Raw genomic sequence first — 16466 nt, 5'->3', positions numbered from 1 at the left:
CACGGGAAGTGAATCGGTAAAGAAGTGGGAAACCGTAGCGGCCCCACACTGACCCACCTCCGAACAGGACGGGGCGGAAAACGCCTCGAAAAGAGACACCATGGCACCATCAGGCACAATCGCAGGCAGTGGAGGCGTTGCGGCCACGGCTGCCGCACGTGTCGACTGGGTCGACTACGCCAAGGGCATCTGCATCATCATGGTCGTGATGATGCATTCGGTGCTGGGGGTCGAGCTCGCCGCCGGCGAGACCGGCTTCATGCACGTGCTCGTAGCGTTCGCAAAGCCGTTCCGGATGCCGGATTTCTTCCTGATCTCGGGCCTGTTCCTGGCGCTCGTGATCGACCGGGACTGGCGGACCTATCTCGACCGCAAGGTGGTGCATTTCGCCTATTTCTATGTCGTCTGGGTGACGATCCAGTTCGGCTTCAAGGCGCCCGGTTTCGCGGCGGAGTCGGGCTGGCACCACGTTGGCCTCTTGTATCTTGAATCCTTCGTCGAGCCGTTCGGCACGCTGTGGTTCATCTATCTGCTGCCGATCTTCTTCGTCGTCACAAAACTGACACGCAAGCTCCCGCCGCTCGCGATCTGGCTCGTCGCCGCCGCGCTCGAGACGGCCCGCATCACGACAGGCTGGACCGTCATCGACGAGTTCTGCGCCCGCTTCGTCTATTTCTATTCGGGTTATCTGTTCGCACCTTACGTGTTCGCGCTCTCGGATCGCGCGCGGAAGCATCCGGCGCTCGCGCTCCTGGCGCTCGCGACCTGGGCGCTTGCCAATGCCGGCCTCGTCGTGTCGGGGGCCAGCGAATGGAAGCTGGTCTCGCTGGTGCTCGGCTTTGCCGGCGCCTGCGCCATCATCACGACGGGCACGCTGCTCGCACGCGCCCAATGGATGAATTTCCTGCGCTTCTGCGGCGAGCATTCGATCGTGATCTATCTCGCCTTCTTCCTGCCGATGGCGGCGACCCGGACGCTGCTGCTGCGCACCGGGATCATCCCCGACATCGGCACGGTGTCGCTGATCGTCACCGTCGCCGGCGTGCTCGGTGCGCTCGCGATCTGGCAGGTTGCGCTGCGCTTCAATGCGCGCTTCCTGTTCGAGCGGCCGGACGCGTTCTGGATCGCGCCGAAGAAATCGTCGCCGGTGTTGCAGGCGGCGGAGTAGCACCATTCTCGGTGTCGTCCCCGCGAACGCGGGGGACCCATACCGCGTGATCTATCGATGGACTCCGGTCGTCGTACCACGGCCAAATCACCACCGATCTTCGCCAAATTTCTCCCTATGGTTATGGGTCCCTGCGTCGCAGGGACGACGAGACGTGTGGGAATCGCCTCAAAAATCCCTCATCCAAGGCTGTCAAAGTCCGCAAAAATTCATACATTGCGGCATGCCCAAAACATCGCCGAAGACCACCGCCAAAGCCGACACCAAGGCCGCCTCCAAGGTCACCTCCAAGGCCGCCGCCGAGACCAAGCCCGCTGCGCCAGCTGCTGCCAAGCCGGTTGCGGCCAAGGCCGCGGGCAAGCGCGACCACGTGTTCCTGGTCGACGGTTCCTCCTACATCTTCCGCGCCTACCACGCGCTGCCACCGCTGAACCGCAAGTCCGACGGGCTGCAGGTCAACGCCGTGCTCGGCTTCTGCAACATGCTGTGGAAGCTGCTCCGCGAGATGCCCGAGGACAACCGGCCGACGCATCTGGCGATCATCTTCGACAAGTCGGAGATCACGTTCCGCAACAAGATCTATCCCGAATACAAGGCGCACCGGCCGCCGGCGCCCGACGACCTGATCCCGCAATTCGCGCTGATCCGCGAGGCGGTGCGCGCCTTCGACCTGCCCTGCCTGGAACAGACCGGCTTCGAGGCCGATGATCTCATCGCGACCTATGTGCGGCAGGCCTGCGAGCGCGGCGCCAGCGCGACCATCGTGTCCTCCGACAAGGACCTGATGCAGCTGGTGACCGATTGCGTCACCATGTACGACACCATGAAGGATCGCCGTATCGGCATCCCCGAGGTGATCGAGAAATTCGGCGTGCCCCCGAACAAGGTGGTGGAGGTGCAGGCGCTGGCCGGCGATTCCACCGACAACGTGCCCGGCGTGCCCGGCATCGGCGTCAAGACCGCGGCGCAGCTGATCACCGAATATGGCGACCTCGACCAATTGCTGTTCCGTGCCGGCGAGATCAAGCAGCCCAAGCGCCGCGAGGCGCTGCTCGAGAATGCGGAGAAGGCCCGCATCTCGCGGCAGCTCGTGCTGCTCGACGACAAGGTCGAGCTCGAGGTGCCGCTCGACGATCTCGCCGTCCACGAGCCGGACGCGCGCAAGCTGATCGCCTTCCTCAAGGCGATGGAATTCACCACGCTGACGCGGCGCGTCGCCGAATATGCGCAGATCGATCCTGCCAATGTCGATGCCGACCCCGGCTATTCGAGCGGCGCCAGCGTGTTCACGCCGCTGCCGTCCTCGGACGTCGTGCCCGCACCGGGGACCGGCACACCGGCGCAAGCCGCTCCGAGCCGTCCCAACAAGTCGGCAAGCAAGGAGGACAAGGCTGCGAGCCCGAAGGGTGCGCCGATCTCGCTCGCCGCGGCGCGCGAGGAGGCGCTGCGCAAGCTTCCGGTCGATCGCAGCAAATACCAGGTGATCAAGACGTTCAAAGAGCTGGACGCCTTCATCGCCCGCGTCCACGATGCCGGTCATGTCGCGATCGAGATCAAGGCCAATTCCATCGATCCGATGCAGGCCGATCTCTGCGGCATCGCGCTGGCGCTGGCGCCGAACGATGCCTGCTACGTGCCGCTGGCGCACAAGCAGTCCGGCGGCGGCGCCGGCCTGTTCGACGCGGGCCTCGCGCCCGACCAGGTCAAGCATGCGGATGCGATCGAGGCGCTGCGGCCGGTGCTGGAATCGGCAGGCATCCTCAAGATCGGCTTCGACGTCAAATTCAGTGCCGTGATGCTGGCGCAGCACGGCATCACCCTGCGCAACATCGACGATGCGCTCCTGATCTCCTACGTGCTCGATGCCGGCCGCGGCTCGCAAGCGCTGGAATCGCTGTCCGAGCGCTGGTTCGGTCATGCCATGATGAAGGAGAGCGAGCTGCTCGGCAGCGGCAAGGGCAAGATCACCTTCGACCAGGTGCCGATCGACAAGGCCGCCGCGCTGTCGGCCGAAGGCGCCGACGTCGCCTTGCGGCTCTGGCGCGTGCTGAAGCCGCGCCTCGTCGCCGAGCACATGACCACCGTCTACGAGACGCTGGAGCGGCCGCTGGTGTCGGTGCTGGCGCGCATGGAGCGGCGCGGCATCTCGATCGATCGCCAGGTGCTGTCGCGGCTGTCCGGCGACTTTGCCCAGACCGCCGCGCGCGTCGAGGCCGAGATCCAGGAGATCGCAGGCGAGCCGGTCAATGTCGGCAGCCCCAAGCAGATCGGTGACATCCTGTTCGGCAAGATGGGACTATCCGGCGGTACCAAGACCAAGACCGGCGCGTGGTCGACCACCGCGCAGGTGCTGGACGAGCTCGCCGAGCAGGGCCACGACTTCCCGAAGAAGATTCTGGAATGGCGCCAGGTCTCGAAACTGAAATCGACCTATACCGACGCGCTGCCGACCTATGTCAATCCGCAGACGCATCGCGTGCACACGACCTACGCGCTGGCGGCGACCACGACGGGCCGGCTGTCCTCGAACGAGCCGAACCTGCAGAACATCCCTGTTCGTACCGAGGACGGCCGCAAGATCCGCCGCGCCTTCATCGCGACGCCCGGACACAAGCTGGTGTCCGCCGACTATTCGCAGATCGAGCTGCGACTGCTCGCCGAGATCGCCGACATTCCCGTGCTGAAACAGGCGTTCCGCGACGGGCTCGACATCCACGCCATGACCGCCTCGGAGATGTTCGGCGTGCCGATCAAGGGCATGCCGAGCGAGATCCGCCGCCGCGCCAAGGCGATCAATTTCGGCATCATCTACGGCATCTCGGCGTTCGGCCTCGCCAACCAGCTCGGCATCGCGCGCGAGGAAGCCTCGGCCTATATCAAGAAGTATTTCGAGCGCTTCCCCGGCATCCGCGCCTACATGGACGAGACGCGGGACTTCTGCCGCAGCCACGGCTACGTCACCACGCTGTTCGGCCGCAAATGCCACTACCCCGACATCAAGGCCTCCAACGCCTCGGTGCGCGCCTTCAACGAGCGCGCCGCGATCAACGCGCGGCTCCAGGGCACCGCCGCCGACATCATCCGCCGCGCCATGACGCGGGTCGAGGACGCACTTGCCGCGAAGAAGCTGTCGGCGCAGATGCTCTTGCAGGTGCATGACGAGTTGATCTTCGAGGTGCCGGACGCCGAGGTCGAGGCGACGCTGCCGGTCGTGCAGCACGTGATGCAGGACGCGCCGTTCCCGGCGGTGCTGCTCTCGGTGCCGCTGCACGTGGATGCGCGCGCGGCGAGCAATTGGGACGAGGCGCATTGAGGCTGCGCTGCTCTTTACCTCGTAACATGCGCTGGCTGCCGCCACACACTCGGTGTCGTCCCCGCCTAGTGCGCAATTGCGCACGGGCGCGGGGACGACGCTGGGGTGACATGCGGGCATCGAATTGTCCTCCGTGCAATTGCGCGATGGCCGGGCACGCCCTCGCATATTAGAACCAGTGCGTCTCCCGCACCGGTCCCGCCATGCCCCACACCTCCGCCCTGCTCGGCTTCGCCCTCGTCTCTCTCGGTCTCGTGCTGACGCCCGGGCCGAACATGATCTACCTGATCTCGCGCTCGATCACGCAGGGGCCCGCGGCCGGCATCGTCTCGCTCGGCGGCGTGGCACTCGGCTTCGTGTTCTACATGCTGTGCGCGGCGTTCGGCATCACCGCGCTGCTGCTCGCCATTCCCTTTGCCTATGACGCGCTACGCTTTGCCGGCGCGGGCTATCTGCTCTGGCTCGCCTGGCAGGCGGTGAGACCGGGCGGGCGATCGCCGTTCCAGGTCAGGAAGCTCGCGATCGACAGCCCGCGCAGATTGTTCGCGATGGGCTTCGTCACCAACCTGCTCAATCCGAAGATCGCGATGCTGTATCTGGCGCTGCTGCCGCAATTCATCGATCCCGCCGCCGGCAGCGTGCTGACGCAGTCAATGGCGTTGGGGACGATCCAGATCGCGATCAGCGTCAGCGTCAATGCGATGATCGCGCTTGCCGCCGGCTCGATCGCGCTGTTCCTGGCGAACCGGCCGAGCTGGGTGCTGGTGCAGCGCTGGCTGATGGGCACCGTGCTGGCCGGGCTCGCGGTGCGGATGGCGGTGGAAGCGAAGAAGGTGTGAGCTTTTCCTACCCTCCCCTGGAGGGGGAGGGTCGGCTCACATGGAGCGGTAGCGAAATGTGCGACGGGGTGGGGTGACAGTCTCTCCGCCTCGAACAGTGTCCGTGTGGAGAGATCACCCCACCCCGCTCGCGCTGCGCGCGATCGACCCTCCCCCTCCAGGGGAGGGTGAGAGCGAGGCTCAATCCAGCTTCGTCTCCATGCCCCGCTTCACCGCCGGGCGGGCCATCAGGGCCTCGTACCAGCGCTTGACGTTGGGGAAGTCGGCCAAATCAACCTTGTGGCGAGGGTGGCGCCAGGCCCAGCCCAGGATGGCAAAATCGGCAATCGAGAGCTCATCGGCGACGAAGTCGCGCCCCTCCAGGCGGCGGTCGAGCACGCCGTAGAGCCGGCGCGTCTCCGCCATGAAGCGCTTCAGGCCGTAGGCGCGGTCCTGCTCGTTCTCGAGCGCGATGAAATGGTGCACCTGGCCCGGCATCGGACCGAAGCCGCCCATCTGCCACATCAGCCATTCGTAGACGGGGATCCGCTGCCCGAGCGATTTCGGCAGGAATTTGCCGGTCTTTTCACCGAGATAGAGCAGGATCGCGCCGGATTCGAAGATGCTGACCGGCTTGCCGTCGGGGCCCTCGGGATCGACGATCGCGGGGATCTTGTTGTTCGGGGACAGCTTGAGGAATTCCGGCGCCATCTGCTCGCCCTTGGTGATGTTCACCGGGATCACCTTGTAGGGCAGCCCCATCTCCTCCAGCGCGACCGAGATCTTGCGGCCGTTCGGCGTGTTCCAGGTGTGCAGCTCGATGGTCATTCCCGTTTCCTTACCCAAGAGGCGTCGCGCCCGATCCGGGCTCTCAACTACTCCAGAAGGTCGCAGCCCCACAACCGGCGGCCGGGGATGGCCGATCCCTGTTGACGAGGGACGCCCCCTCTGGAATGTCGCTCCCGTCGCGGATAAATTGCGCCTCCTCCAAAAAGCTGTTCGAGGGACCGCCGTGTCGAAATCTGCCTCTCGCGCCCGCCTGTTCGAAATCATCCGCCGGCGCTCGTTCGGCCGCGGCGAGGTGACGCTCGCGTCGGGCCGCAAGAGCGATTTCTACTTCAACCTCAAGCCGACCATGCTCGACCCGGAGGGGGCGACCCTGCTCGCTGAGCTGACCTACGAGGCGCTGAAGGACGACAATCTCGACTTCATCGGCGGCCTCGAGATGGGCGCGGTGCCGCTCGCCGGTGCGCTGGCGCAGATCTCCTGGATCAAGGGCCATCCGATCGCGGCGTTCTTCGTGCGCAAGAAGCCGAAGGAGCACGGCGCCAAGCTCGCGATCGAGGGCCTGCCGAAGGGCGAGACGCTTGCCGGCAAGCGCGTCGTGATCGTCGAGGACGTCACCACGACCGGCGGCTCGGCGATGAAGGCGGTGGAATCCGTGCGCGAGACCGGCGCCAATGTGGTGCTGGTGCTGACCATGGTCGACCGCGAGGAAGGCGCCACCGACACCTTCGCCGCGGCCGGCCTGCCGTTCCGCTCGCTGTACAAGGCGTCGGAGTTCTTGAAGGCGTAAGAGAGGACCATTGATTCCCCGTCGGCATGCCCGAGCGTGCCCCGGGAGCAACGCCGTCCGTGAAGCCGCGCGCGGCCATAAAGAGATCACCGCCTCGTCTTGAAACCGCCTCCACGCAACCGCTCATTTACCATCGCGCATTACGGTGAATCGTGTGCTGAAGACCTCGAACGGTCCTGACCGGTTCCGTAGCGTCGGGTGGAGTGAGCTGTGCGTACAGAGTTGTCCCATACGCGGCGTCGCGCGATGCTCGCAGCCGTCATGGTTGCGGTTCCCATGCTTGCGGCCCCGGCCCCGGTTTCGGCCGAAGGCCTGTTCGACTTCCTGTTCGGCGGAATGCAGCGGCCGCAACTACAGCAGCCGAACTCCTACTCCGATCCCTTCACAGGCCAGCAGAATCCGCAATATGTGCCGCCGACCCGCGCGGCAGCCGCCGGCGGCTCCGGCCCGGCCTTCTGCGTGCGCAGTTGCGACGGCAAATATTTCCCGCTGATGCGAGGCATGGTCTCACCAGCGCAGATGTGTCAGGCCTTCTGCCCCGCCACCGCCACAAAGGTCTATTTTGGATCCAGCATCGACGGTGCCTATTCGCAGACCGGCGAGCGCTACGCCGACAGCGAGAACGCGTTCGCCTACCGCAAGGCGCTGCGCGCCGACTGCACCTGCAACGGCCGCGAGCCGGTCGGCCTCGCCCCGGTCGATCTGGCGCTGGATTCCTCGCTGAAGGCCGGCGACGTGATCGCCACCACCGACGGCCTCGTCGCCTATACCGGCATCCGCGTCGGCAACGACCAGGCGGCGGACTTCACCCCGGTTGCGTCCTATCCCGGCCTCACCGCCCAGGTCCGCGCCCGCCTCGGCGAAATGAAGGTGGCCCCGGTGCGGGCAGAAACGGTGTCGGCAGATGCCCCTGCCGCAGAGATCGTGCGTGAGGCGCTGCCCGATGTGACCGTGCCGAAGACGACGGCGCAGAAGCCGGCGAAGCGGGCGGGGCTGGATTGATCCAAGCTCTCACCACGCCGTCATTGCGAGCGCAGCGAAGCAATCCAGAATCCCTCGGCGGAGGCATTCTGGATTGCTTCGTCGCAAGCGCTCCTCGCAATGACGGAGGTTGCGGCACTATCTCCCGATGATCACCCCGATCACGTTCGGCGCCGCCAGATATTTCTCCTCGATCGCCGCGCGCGCGGCGGCGCGGTTGTCCGGCGTGAGCAGGCCGCGCTTCTCGGCCAGGATCATCCAGCAGAAACCCCACCAATCCGTCAGCATGCCCTGATCGCCGACGAGGTCATAGCCCTGCTCGGCCGCGAAGATGCGCGCCTGCGCTTCGTCCAGCGTGTCCAGAAACAGATGATCCTCGGCCGAGAACAGGTCGTCGCTGACGTCGTCGATGGTGTAGCCCCAGATCGACTGGCACACCGCGTTGAACTCGCGGTCGAACTGGTCGTCGTCGATGCGCTGGCGCCGCGCCGCCTGATGCAGCCGCGACAGCGAGCGCGCGAAATCGGCGATCCGGGTGAGGGCGAATTGATCGAAGGCGATGGTGGACATCTAGTCCTCGCAAAGTCTGACAGACGCTAGATATTGTGCCGGCGATGCGCCGAATCACAATGATATATCAAAGACTTGCTAAAGTGTTCTTAATTTGTTCCGGGATTGCGCGAAAGTCTCAGGAACAGCGCGGCGCCGCAATGGCATGGACGCGGCGGTCGCCGAGCAGATGGGCGACGAAGCCATTGGCGGGGAAAATCTTCGCAAATGCGGCGTCGCGGATGCTGAGACCCCCGGCATAGGCGCCGAACGCCGGCATCACCGCGCGCATCCCGTCGGAGGCGAAGCAGCGCCGCTCCATGGAGCGGCCGCGCGCGGAGACGCGCGCCTTGGGATGAAGATGGCCGGCGATCTCGCCATGCGCGCCGGTCGGCTCGTGGCGGAAGGTGATCGGGCCGACCGCGACCTCCTCGGCGACGGTGCCGCCGAGATCAGGCGGCAGCATCGGATCGTGGTTGCCGGAGATCCAGATCCAGTCGCGGCCGGTCTGCAGCGCGGCGACGGCGTCGCGATCGTCCGGCGACAACCGTTCATGCGCCGTGCGGTCGTGAAAGCTGTCGCCGAGCGCGATCACCGTTCGAGGATCATGGCGGGCGATGACGGCAGCGAGGCGGCTCAGCGTCGCCAGCGTATCATAGGGCGGCAGCAGCACGCCGCGGGTGGCGAAGCTGGAGCCCTTTTCCAGATGCAGGTCGGAGACGACGAGCAGGCGCTGCTCTTCCCAGAACAGCGCGCCGGAGAGATCGGCGGCGAAGGTCACATCGCTGATCGTGACTGTGGACACGCGCATGTCGTCGACATCTCCTGAAACCTGCGCGCCTATCGTCACGACAAACCTGCTGTTATCCCATCGCCTCTTTGACGAGCTCATCGGCGGCTTCGGCCAGGAGCTCGTCTGCAGCTTCGCCATAAACTGACTCGCGGCCGATTTCCAGCATCACGGGAACGGCGAGCGGCGAGACATGGTCGAGTTCCCGGAGCGTGATGCGCCCCTGGATGCGCATCAGCATGTCGCTGAGGCGGCGCAGATCGAGCAGGCCGGTGGCCGCATCGGCGCGCGCGGCGCGCAGCAGGACGTGATCGGCCTGGTGCTTGCGCAGCACGTCATAGACGAGATCGGTCGAGAACAGCACCTGGCGGCGGCTCTTCTCCTCGCCGGTGTGCCGCCGCGCGATCAGGCCGGAGATGATCGCGCAATTGCGGAAGGTGCGCTTCATCAAGGCTGACTCGGCGAGCCAGGCTTCGAGATCGTCGCCGAGCATATCGGGGTCGAACAGCGCATCGAGGTCGATGCGGCCATCGCGAATCATGAAGGACATGTCGCCGAGCGCCCAGACCGCGATGGCGTATTCATTGGCGACGAAGCCGAGCGGCCGCGCGCGGGCGCGCTCCAGCCGCCGCGTCAGCAGCATGCCGAGGGTCTGGTGCGCGAGCCGGCCTTCGAAGGGGTAGCAGACCAGATAATGCTTGTTGGCGCGCGGAAAGCATTCGACCAGCAGCTCGCGCACCCCGGGCACTTTGCTGGCGTCCTTCTGCAGCGACAGCCAGTCGCGCACCTGCTCCGGCAAGCCGGCCCACGCGCGGCTGTCATCGAGCAGGCGGCGCACGCGTTCGGCGAGATAGGTCGAGAGCGGAAACTTGCCGCCCATATAGGACGGCACCTTCGGGTCCTTGTCGTGCGCGCGCGAGACGTAGACCTGGTCCTCGACCAGGGTCTCATAGCGCACCACCTCGCCCGAGAACACGAAGGTGTCGCCGGGGCTGAGGCCCTCGATGAAGGCCTCCTCGATCTCGCCGAGCAGCCGGCCGCCGCGGGCGATCACGCCGGTCGATCCGCTCCCGCCGCCGCGCGAGCGCACCAGCCGCACCTTCAGCATGTCGTCCTCGACGATGGTGCCGACATTCATGCGGTAGCTCTGCCGCACCTTGGGATTGGCGACGCGCCAGCGCCCCTCCTTGTCCTGCTTGATGCGGGCGAAGCGTTCGTAGGTCTTGAGCGCGTAGCCGCCGGAGGCGACGAAATCGACGACGTCGTCGAAATCCTGCCGCGACAGCTCGGCGTAGGGCGCGGCGGTGCGAACCTCGGCATAAAGCTCGTCGGAGAGGAACGGCTCGCCGCAGGCACAGCCGAGCACGTGCTGCGCCAGCACGTCCAGCGCGCCGGTGCGCAGGGGCGGCGTGTCCTGCGCGTTCTCGGCAATGGCATCGATCGCGACGCGGCATTCCAGCACTTCGAACCGGTTGGCCGGCACCAGCACCGCGCGCGAGGCTTCGTCGAGGCGATGGTTGGCGCGGCCGATCCGCTGCATCAGGCGCGAGGAGCCCTTGGGCGCACCGATATTGACGACGAGGTCGACGTCGCCCCAGTCGACGCCGAGGTCGAGCGAGGAGGTGCAGACCACGCCGCGCAGCTTTCCTGCCGACATCGCGTCCTCGACCTTGCGGCGCTGGGCGACGTCGAGCGAGCCGTGATGCAGCGCGATCGCAAGGCCGTCGTCGTTCATGCTCCAGAGATTCTGGAACAGCATCTCGGCCTGGCTGCGGGTGTTGACGAAGACCAGCGTGGTCTTGTTCGCCTTGATCAGCTCGTAGATCTCAGGGAGCGCATGGCGCGCGCTGTGGCCGGCCCAGGGCAAGCGCTCGCGCGTGTCGAGCATCTCCACCTCGGGCGGCGCGGCACCGCCGGCGACGACGATGTCGGCGGCTCGCTCCTCGCCGCCCGGCTGCGGCACCAGGAAGCGCGCGAGCTGCTCCGGCTCGGCCACGGTCGCCGACAGGCCGATCGCACGCAGCTGCGGGGCCAGCCGCCACAGCCGCGCGAGGCCGAGCGAGAGCAGATCGCCGCGCTTGGACGTCACCAGCGCATGCAATTCGTCGAGCACGATGCGCTTCAGGGACGAGAACAGGAACGGCGCGTCGTCGGAGGACAGCAGCAGCGCAAGCTGCTCCGGCGTCGTCAGCAGCACATCAGGCGGATAGCGCCGCTGCCGCTGCCGCCGCGACACCGGCGTGTCGCCGGTGCGGGTCTCGACCTTGATCGGCAGCGCCATCTCGGCGATCGGCCGCTCCAAATTGCGCGCGATGTCGACGGCGAGTGCTTTCAGCGGCGAGATGTAGAGCGTGTGCAGGCCGCCGGAACGTTGCACGCTGCGGCCGGTGGATACGAGGCTTTTCTTCGGACTTGCCTCGCGATCGATGGGCTGAATCGACAGTTCCACCAGCGTCGGCAAGAATCCCGCCAGCGTCTTGCCCGCGCCGGTCGGCGCGATCAGCAGGGCCGAGCGGTCCTCGCGCGCCTTCTCTAGCAGCGCCAATTGATGCGCACGCGGCGACCAGCCGCGGCCTGCGAACCATTGCTGGAAGCGGCTTGGCAGCAGCGCGGCGGGCTCGGCCGATGCTTGGAGGATACGGGGCGGCACGGCATGACAGGTAAGCCGTAGGGATGGCTTCGTCGAGGGGTGCCGCTCCCGCCTGCGGCAGCGCTATCGCATTCGCGCTGCCCATTCGAGGCGCGCTGGTCGCCACATCGTCATGGCCGGGCTTGTCCCGGCCATCCACGCCTTGCATGCGGCACGAAGAACGTGGATGCCCGGGACAAGCCCGGGCATGACGATCAGCTAGCGCTCTCACGCCCCGGCCGGCACCTGGTCGAGAAACCCGGTCACGCTTTTGATGCGGCCGTCTTGCAGCACGGCGAAATCAGTGCCCTTGATCGGGCTGTCGGCGCCGTCGGGACCGAGGCCCCAGGAAAAACGAATGTGGTCGCCAAAGCCGTTGGGCTCGCCGATCAGCTGGAATTTGAAATCGGGAAAGCGCTGCTGCACGCCGGCGATCAGGGCCTCGATGCCGTCGCGGCCGTCGCCCTTCATCAAGGGATCGACGTAGCTCGCATCATTCGTCCAGTGTTCGCCGAGCAGGTCGCGGCGCCGGCCGGCCGTGCGCTCGTTCCAGAGCTCGATGTAGCGGCGGGCGATGGTGGTGGGATCGGTCATGGTGCTCTCCTTCGATGAAGCCGTGTTCGGCTGACCGTCATCATCGAAGATTCACGCGCGCTGATCGATTACCTCGGAAGTCATCAACGCGCGTGAAGTTTTCGCGAGAATTACTTCGCGGCCGTCACCATGATCTCGACGGTGTATTGCGGCGCCGCCAGCTTGGCTTCGACCGTGGCGCGGGCGGGGGTGTTGCCGGGCGATACCCAGGCGTCCCACACCGCATTCATCTCGCCGAAGGTCTTCATGTCAGTGATGTAGATCGTGGCCGACAGCAGCTTCGACTTGTCGGTGCCGGCCTTGGCAAGATGACCGTCGATGGTCGCCAGGATGTCCTGGGTCTGCTTCGTCACGCTTTCGCCGGCGGCCTTGTTGGCGACGACGCCGGCGAGATAGACGGTGTTGCCGTGCACGACGACCTGGCTCATGCGTGGGCCGGTTTCGAAACGCTGGATGCTCATTGGGGATCTCCTCACTGGAATGGCGGCCCTGTCTAGCCCAGCACCCCGCGCTCTGCCACCCCCGGCACGCATGCGTTGCCCGGCACGCATGCGTGGCCGAACGCTCATGCATGTCCGGACAGATTTGCATCCGAACCGGACGATGCGTGGCGCAACGCAAGGGGCGGTTCAGCCCACCGCCTTTGCTGCCGACCGGCCCGCATTGCGGCCCGAGAACAGGCAGCCGCCGAGGAAGGTGCCTTCGAGCGAGCGATAGCCGTGCACGCCGCCGCCGCCGAAGCCGGCGGCTTCGCCGACCGCATAGAGGCCGGGAATGACGCTGCCCTCGCCGCCGAACACGCGGGACTCGAGGTCGGTCTCGAAGCCGCCCAGCGTCTTGCGGGTGAGGATGTTGAGCTTGACCGCGATCAGCGGTCCCTGCGCGGGATCCAGGATCCGGTGCGGGGAGGCGGTGCGGATCAGCCTGTCGCCGAGATAGCGGCGCGCATTGTGGATATTCATCACCTGCGCATCCTTGACGTAGGGATTGGCGATCTCGCGGTCGCGCGCCTCGATCTGCGTCCTGATATGGTCGAGCTTGAGGAGGTCGCTGCCGGCGAGCTTGTTCATCTCCGCTACGAGATCCTCGAGCGTGTCGCGCACGATGAAGTCGACACCATGGCGCTTGAACGCCTCCACCGGCGCCGGCGCGCCCTTGTTGGTGGCGCGCTTGATCGTCATGCGCCAGCTCTTGCCGGTCAGATCCGGGTTCTGCTCCGAGCCCGACAGCGCAAACTCCTTCTTGATGATGCTCTGGGTCAGGATGAACCAGGAATATTCATAGCCAGTCGACATGATGTATTTGAGCTGGCCGAGCGTGTCGGAGCCGGGGAAGAGCGGCGCCGGCAGCCGCGTGCCGGTGGCGTCGAACCACATCGAGGAGGGGCCGGGCAGGATGCGGATGCCGTGGCGCGGCCAGATCGGCGACCAGTTCTGGATGCCCTCGACATAATGCCACATGCGGTCGCGGTTGATCAGCCGCGCGCCGGTCTTTTCTGTGATGCCGATCATACGGCCGTCGACATGTTCGGGCACGCCGGAGATCATGAATTTCGGGGGATCGCCGAGGCGCTTCGGCCAGTTCTGCCGGACCAGCTCGTGATTGCCGCCGATGCCGCCGGAGGCCACGATCACGGCCTGCGCCTTCAGCGCGAACTCGCCGACCACGTTGCGCGATGAGCTCTTGCCGCGCTCGACAGCGTCGGGAGCGAGGACGGCGCCGCTGACGCCGTCCACCGTGCCGTTGCTGATCGAGAGCGCATCGACGCGGTGGCGGAACCTGAAGCTCAGCCGGCCGCTCTTCATCGCCTCGCGCGCGCGGCGCTCGAACGGCTCGACGATGCCGGGCCCGGTGCCCCAGGTGACGTGAAAGCGCGGTACCGAATTGCCGTGCCCCATCGCGTCGTAACCGCCGCGCTCGGCCCAGCCGACCACGGGAAAGAAGCGGTGGCCCATCGCCCGCAGCCAGGCGCGCTTCTCGCCGGCCGCGAAGCCGACATAGGCCTCGGCCCATTGCCGCGGCCAGAAATCGTCGTCGCGGTCGAAGCCGGCGGCGCCGATCCAGTCCTGCATGGCGAGGTCGAAGCTATCCTTGATGCCGAGCCGGCGCTGCTCCGGCGAATCGACCAGGAACAGGCCGCCGAACGACCAGAACGCCTGGCCGCCGATCGACTGCTCACCTTCCTGGTCGATCACGATGACGCGCTTGCCCGCGTCGGCAATCTCGGTGGCGGCCACGAGGCCCGACAGTCCCGCCCCGACGACGATGACGTCCGTTTCCTCAGCCATGCATGTCCCCCTCCATAGTTCCCCCCTGTAATTGCCCGGATTGAAGCCGGCGGTTGTACCTGAGATCAAGGGTGCGGCGCGTAAGACCTCGTTAACTTGTTCCACTTTGGGATAGAGAGCTTCCGAGTGCAGCGCGGACGCAACACTGGATTTGAATTTGTTTTGAGTCAGCCGGCCTGCCTAGACAAAACCTCGGTTACGACGGACGCTAGCCGTGCATCACCACCTGACACGCAGATTCGAATTCGACTGGGGCGGGGGCCAATGAAGTTTCTGACGGGGTTGCTTGCGGCGGTTCTGCTGATCGCTGGCATGGGGGCTTCTTACGCGGTGGTTCGGATCGCGGATGACCGCGGTGGCCGGATTGGAACCTACGTCGACAAGTACCAGGATCTGCGTCAATCAGGCGAGACCGTCATCATCGATGGCCTTTGCGCATCCGCCTGTACCATCGTCCTTGGGGCCATCCCGCATGACCGGATCTGCGTGACCTCGAGCGCGACGCTCGGCTTCCACGCCGCCTGGGATTTTGGCCGCAACGGGCGCGCCGTCACCAATCCCGAGGCGACCCAGATGCTCTATGCGATGTACCCCTCGCAGGTGAAGCGCTGGATCAGCCAGCGCGGCGGCCTCACCCCGCAGATGCTGTTCCTGAGGGGCAAGCAGCTCCAGGCCATGTACAAGCCCTGCTACATGGACGCGCAGGCCTCGACCATCAAGCCGTCGCGCCGGTCCCTTCCGCAAGCGGACCAGATCGAATCCGCCCGGGGCCAGCTGCGCTGACGTTCTCGACCTGACCGGATCGTTCTGGCCCGCCGGCGGCGCCTTGCCCGCGGGCGGGCCAAAGCCTATCTGAAGGCCTGGAAACCGGGCCTTCGCCCTCGATCATTGTCATGGCTCAACCCCTGCACCCGACGCATCCGTTACAGGACAATTCGTCCACTGCCGGCCGGACGCCGTCCGTGCTGCTGTGGGCGGGCGCGGCGACCTCTGGATTGCTCGTGCTCGGCGCGCTGGCGCTGTGGTTCCACTACGGCACGCAGATGTTCTTCGAAATGATCAGGACCGGCTTCGCCGCCTGCTTCTGATCCGCGACAGGAAGTTTCCCGCTCATGAGCTCCGCCACCCGTCCGCTGGTGATCGCGACCGCCTTCGCCGCAAGCCTCATTGTCGGGCTCCTGATCATGTTCTGGGCCATGGGCGGCATCAGCAAGGTGGCGCAGCCGGCTGCGATCGGCGGCCCGTTCCAGCTCACCGACCAGAACGGCAAGGCCGTCACCGACAAGAGCCTCAAGGGCAAGCCGACCCTGATCTTCTTCGGCTACACCCATTGCCCCGACGTCTGCCCGACCTCGCTGTTCGATATCTCGGAAGTGCTGCGCGTGATGGGCAAGGATGCCGACAAGCTCAATGCCGTCTTCATCTCGGTCGATCCCGAGCGCGATACGCAGGCGACGATGAAGGACTATCTGTCGAGCTTCGATCCGCATCTGCAGGGCCTGTCCGGCGATCCCGCCGAGACCGCGAAGGTCATCACCTCCTACCGGGTCTACGCCAAGAAGATCCCGACCAAGGACGGCGACTACACCATGGACCATACCGCGCTGATCTACCTGATGGACCGCGACGGCCGCTTCGTCTCGCCGTTCAATCTGAAGCGGACGCCGGAAGAGGCGGCGGCGGAGTTGAAGAAGTATCTTTGAAGGCTGCGTTCGCGCCCAACTGCTTCCACATCGTCTTGGCCGGGCTTATCCCGGCCA

15 protein-coding genes are annotated in these 16466 nt (G+C 65.8%); 8 read left to right on the top strand and 7 right to left on the bottom strand.

All coding sequences use genetic code 11. From position 1 onward, the window contains the following. The first annotated feature begins 100 nt into the window (after window positions 1–100). From WI560_RS02385 to WI560_RS02375, 3 genes are all read left to right on the top strand, one after another. Window positions 101–1168, top strand: a complete 1068-nt coding sequence (locus tag WI560_RS02385) for an acyltransferase family protein (protein WP_375306745.1) — start codon at window positions 101–103, stop codon at window positions 1166–1168. Window positions 1169–1391: 223 nt separating this feature from the next. Beyond that, window positions 1392–4481: a DNA polymerase I gene (gene polA, locus WI560_RS02380; protein ID WP_375306744.1), complete on the top strand. Its 3090-nt coding sequence runs from the start codon at window positions 1392–1394 to the stop codon at window positions 4479–4481. A 203-nt stretch (window positions 4482–4684) separates the two neighbouring features. Continuing rightward, a complete protein-coding gene (locus WI560_RS02375) occupies window positions 4685–5320 on the top strand; it encodes a LysE family translocator (RefSeq protein ID WP_375306743.1) in 636 nt (211 codons plus the stop codon). A 180-nt stretch (window positions 5321–5500) separates the two neighbouring features. Here the strand turns inward: WI560_RS02375 and WI560_RS02370 are convergent, their stop codons facing one another. Continuing rightward, a complete protein-coding gene (locus WI560_RS02370; protein ID WP_375306742.1) occupies window positions 5501–6127 on the bottom strand; it encodes a glutathione S-transferase family protein in 627 nt (208 codons plus the stop codon). 184 nt (window positions 6128–6311) lie between these two features. On the opposite strand from WI560_RS02370, the gene pyrE reads away from it, so the two are divergent. Together pyrE and WI560_RS02360 are read left to right on the top strand one after the other, a co-directional pair. Continuing rightward, window positions 6312–6875, top strand: a complete 564-nt coding sequence (pyrE, locus tag WI560_RS02365) for an orotate phosphoribosyltransferase (protein ID WP_028138917.1) — start codon at window positions 6312–6314, stop codon at window positions 6873–6875. A 246-nt stretch (window positions 6876–7121) separates the two neighbouring features. Then, entirely contained in the window at window positions 7122–7877 is a 756-nt protein-coding gene (locus tag WI560_RS02360) for a DUF2865 domain-containing protein (protein ID WP_375306741.1), read from the top strand. Window positions 7878–7994: 117 nt separating this feature from the next. On the opposite strand, the gene WI560_RS02355 is transcribed toward WI560_RS02360, so the two are convergent. The 6 genes from WI560_RS02355 to WI560_RS02330 all read right to left on the bottom strand — a co-directional run bounded on the left by WI560_RS02355 (window position 7995) and on the right by WI560_RS02330 (window position 14706). Then, window positions 7995–8426, bottom strand: a complete 432-nt coding sequence (locus WI560_RS02355; RefSeq protein WP_028138919.1) for a hypothetical protein — start codon at window positions 8424–8426, stop codon at window positions 7995–7997. 118 nt (window positions 8427–8544) lie between these two features. Beyond that, window positions 8545–9216 carry a ligase-associated DNA damage response endonuclease PdeM gene (pdeM, locus tag WI560_RS02350; RefSeq protein WP_375306740.1) on the bottom strand — a complete coding sequence of 224 codons (672 nt, stop codon included), beginning with the start codon at window positions 9214–9216 and terminating at the stop codon, window positions 8545–8547. Window positions 9217–9268: 52 nt separating this feature from the next. After that, window positions 9269–11845, bottom strand: coding sequence for a ligase-associated DNA damage response DEXH box helicase (locus WI560_RS02345; protein ID WP_375306739.1), 2577 nt, complete (start codon window positions 11843–11845; stop codon window positions 9269–9271). 207 nt (window positions 11846–12052) lie between these two features. Next, complete coding sequence (locus tag WI560_RS02340) at window positions 12053–12418, bottom strand: nuclear transport factor 2 family protein (RefSeq protein ID WP_375306738.1); 366 nt, start codon at window positions 12416–12418, stop codon at window positions 12053–12055. 110 nt (window positions 12419–12528) lie between these two features. Continuing rightward, window positions 12529–12879: a RidA family protein gene (locus WI560_RS02335; RefSeq protein WP_027575148.1), complete on the bottom strand. Its 351-nt coding sequence runs from the start codon at window positions 12877–12879 to the stop codon at window positions 12529–12531. A 168-nt stretch (window positions 12880–13047) separates the two neighbouring features. Next, entirely contained in the window at window positions 13048–14706 is a 1659-nt protein-coding gene (locus tag WI560_RS02330) for an FAD-binding dehydrogenase (protein ID WP_375306737.1), read from the bottom strand. A gap of 264 nt (window positions 14707–14970) precedes the next feature. Here WI560_RS02330 and WI560_RS02325 point away from each other — a divergent pair, with 264 nt between their 5' ends. From WI560_RS02325 to WI560_RS02315, 3 genes are all read left to right on the top strand, one after another. Continuing rightward, window positions 14971–15489, top strand: coding sequence for a hypothetical protein (locus tag WI560_RS02325; protein ID WP_375306736.1), 519 nt, complete (start codon window positions 14971–14973; stop codon window positions 15487–15489). A gap of 110 nt (window positions 15490–15599) precedes the next feature. Next, a complete protein-coding gene (locus WI560_RS02320) occupies window positions 15600–15794 on the top strand; it encodes a hypothetical protein (protein WP_375158403.1) in 195 nt (64 codons plus the stop codon). 24 nt (window positions 15795–15818) lie between these two features. Next, the gene (locus tag WI560_RS02315) at window positions 15819–16409 is read left to right on the top strand and encodes an SCO family protein (RefSeq protein WP_375306735.1); all 591 of its coding nucleotides are present in this window, start codon (window positions 15819–15821) and stop codon (window positions 16407–16409) included. The last annotated feature ends 57 nt before the right edge of the window (window positions 16410–16466 follow it).

The sequence above is a fragment of the Bradyrhizobium sp. A11 genome (assembly GCF_042077125.1).
Taxonomy (GTDB): domain Bacteria; phylum Pseudomonadota; class Alphaproteobacteria; order Rhizobiales; family Xanthobacteraceae; genus Bradyrhizobium; species Bradyrhizobium japonicum_B.
The sequence above is the reverse complement of the archived record's forward strand: the minus strand, read 5'-3'. Positions and strand labels throughout refer to the sequence as shown.

Coding starts and splice junctions, on each gene's coding strand:
- WI560_RS02385 (WP_375306745.1), top strand. CDS start 101: ATGGCACCATCAGGCACAATCGCAGGCAGTGGAGGCGTTGCGGCCACG.
- polA (WP_375306744.1), top strand. CDS start 1,392: ATGCCCAAAACATCGCCGAAGACCACCGCCAAAGCCGACACCAAGGCC.
- WI560_RS02375 (WP_375306743.1), top strand. CDS start 4,685: ATGCCCCACACCTCCGCCCTGCTCGGCTTCGCCCTCGTCTCTCTCGGT.
- WI560_RS02370 (WP_375306742.1), bottom strand. CDS start 6,127: ATGACCATCGAGCTGCACACCTGGAACACGCCGAACGGCCGCAAGATC.
- WI560_RS02360 (WP_375306741.1), top strand. CDS start 7,122: ATGCTCGCAGCCGTCATGGTTGCGGTTCCCATGCTTGCGGCCCCGGCC.
- WI560_RS02355 (WP_028138919.1), bottom strand. CDS start 8,426: ATGTCCACCATCGCCTTCGATCAATTCGCCCTCACCCGGATCGCCGAT.
- pdeM (WP_375306740.1), bottom strand. CDS start 9,216: ATGCGCGTGTCCACAGTCACGATCAGCGATGTGACCTTCGCCGCCGAT.
- WI560_RS02340 (WP_375306738.1), bottom strand. CDS start 12,418: ATGACCGATCCCACCACCATCGCCCGCCGCTACATCGAGCTCTGGAAC.
- WI560_RS02335 (WP_027575148.1), bottom strand. CDS start 12,879: ATGAGCATCCAGCGTTTCGAAACCGGCCCACGCATGAGCCAGGTCGTC.
- WI560_RS02330 (WP_375306737.1), bottom strand. CDS start 14,706: ATGGCTGAGGAAACGGACGTCATCGTCGTCGGGGCGGGACTGTCGGGC.
- WI560_RS02325 (WP_375306736.1), top strand. CDS start 14,971: ATGAAGTTTCTGACGGGGTTGCTTGCGGCGGTTCTGCTGATCGCTGGC.
- WI560_RS02320 (WP_375158403.1), top strand. CDS start 15,600: ATGGCTCAACCCCTGCACCCGACGCATCCGTTACAGGACAATTCGTCC.
- WI560_RS02315 (WP_375306735.1), top strand. CDS start 15,819: ATGAGCTCCGCCACCCGTCCGCTGGTGATCGCGACCGCCTTCGCCGCA.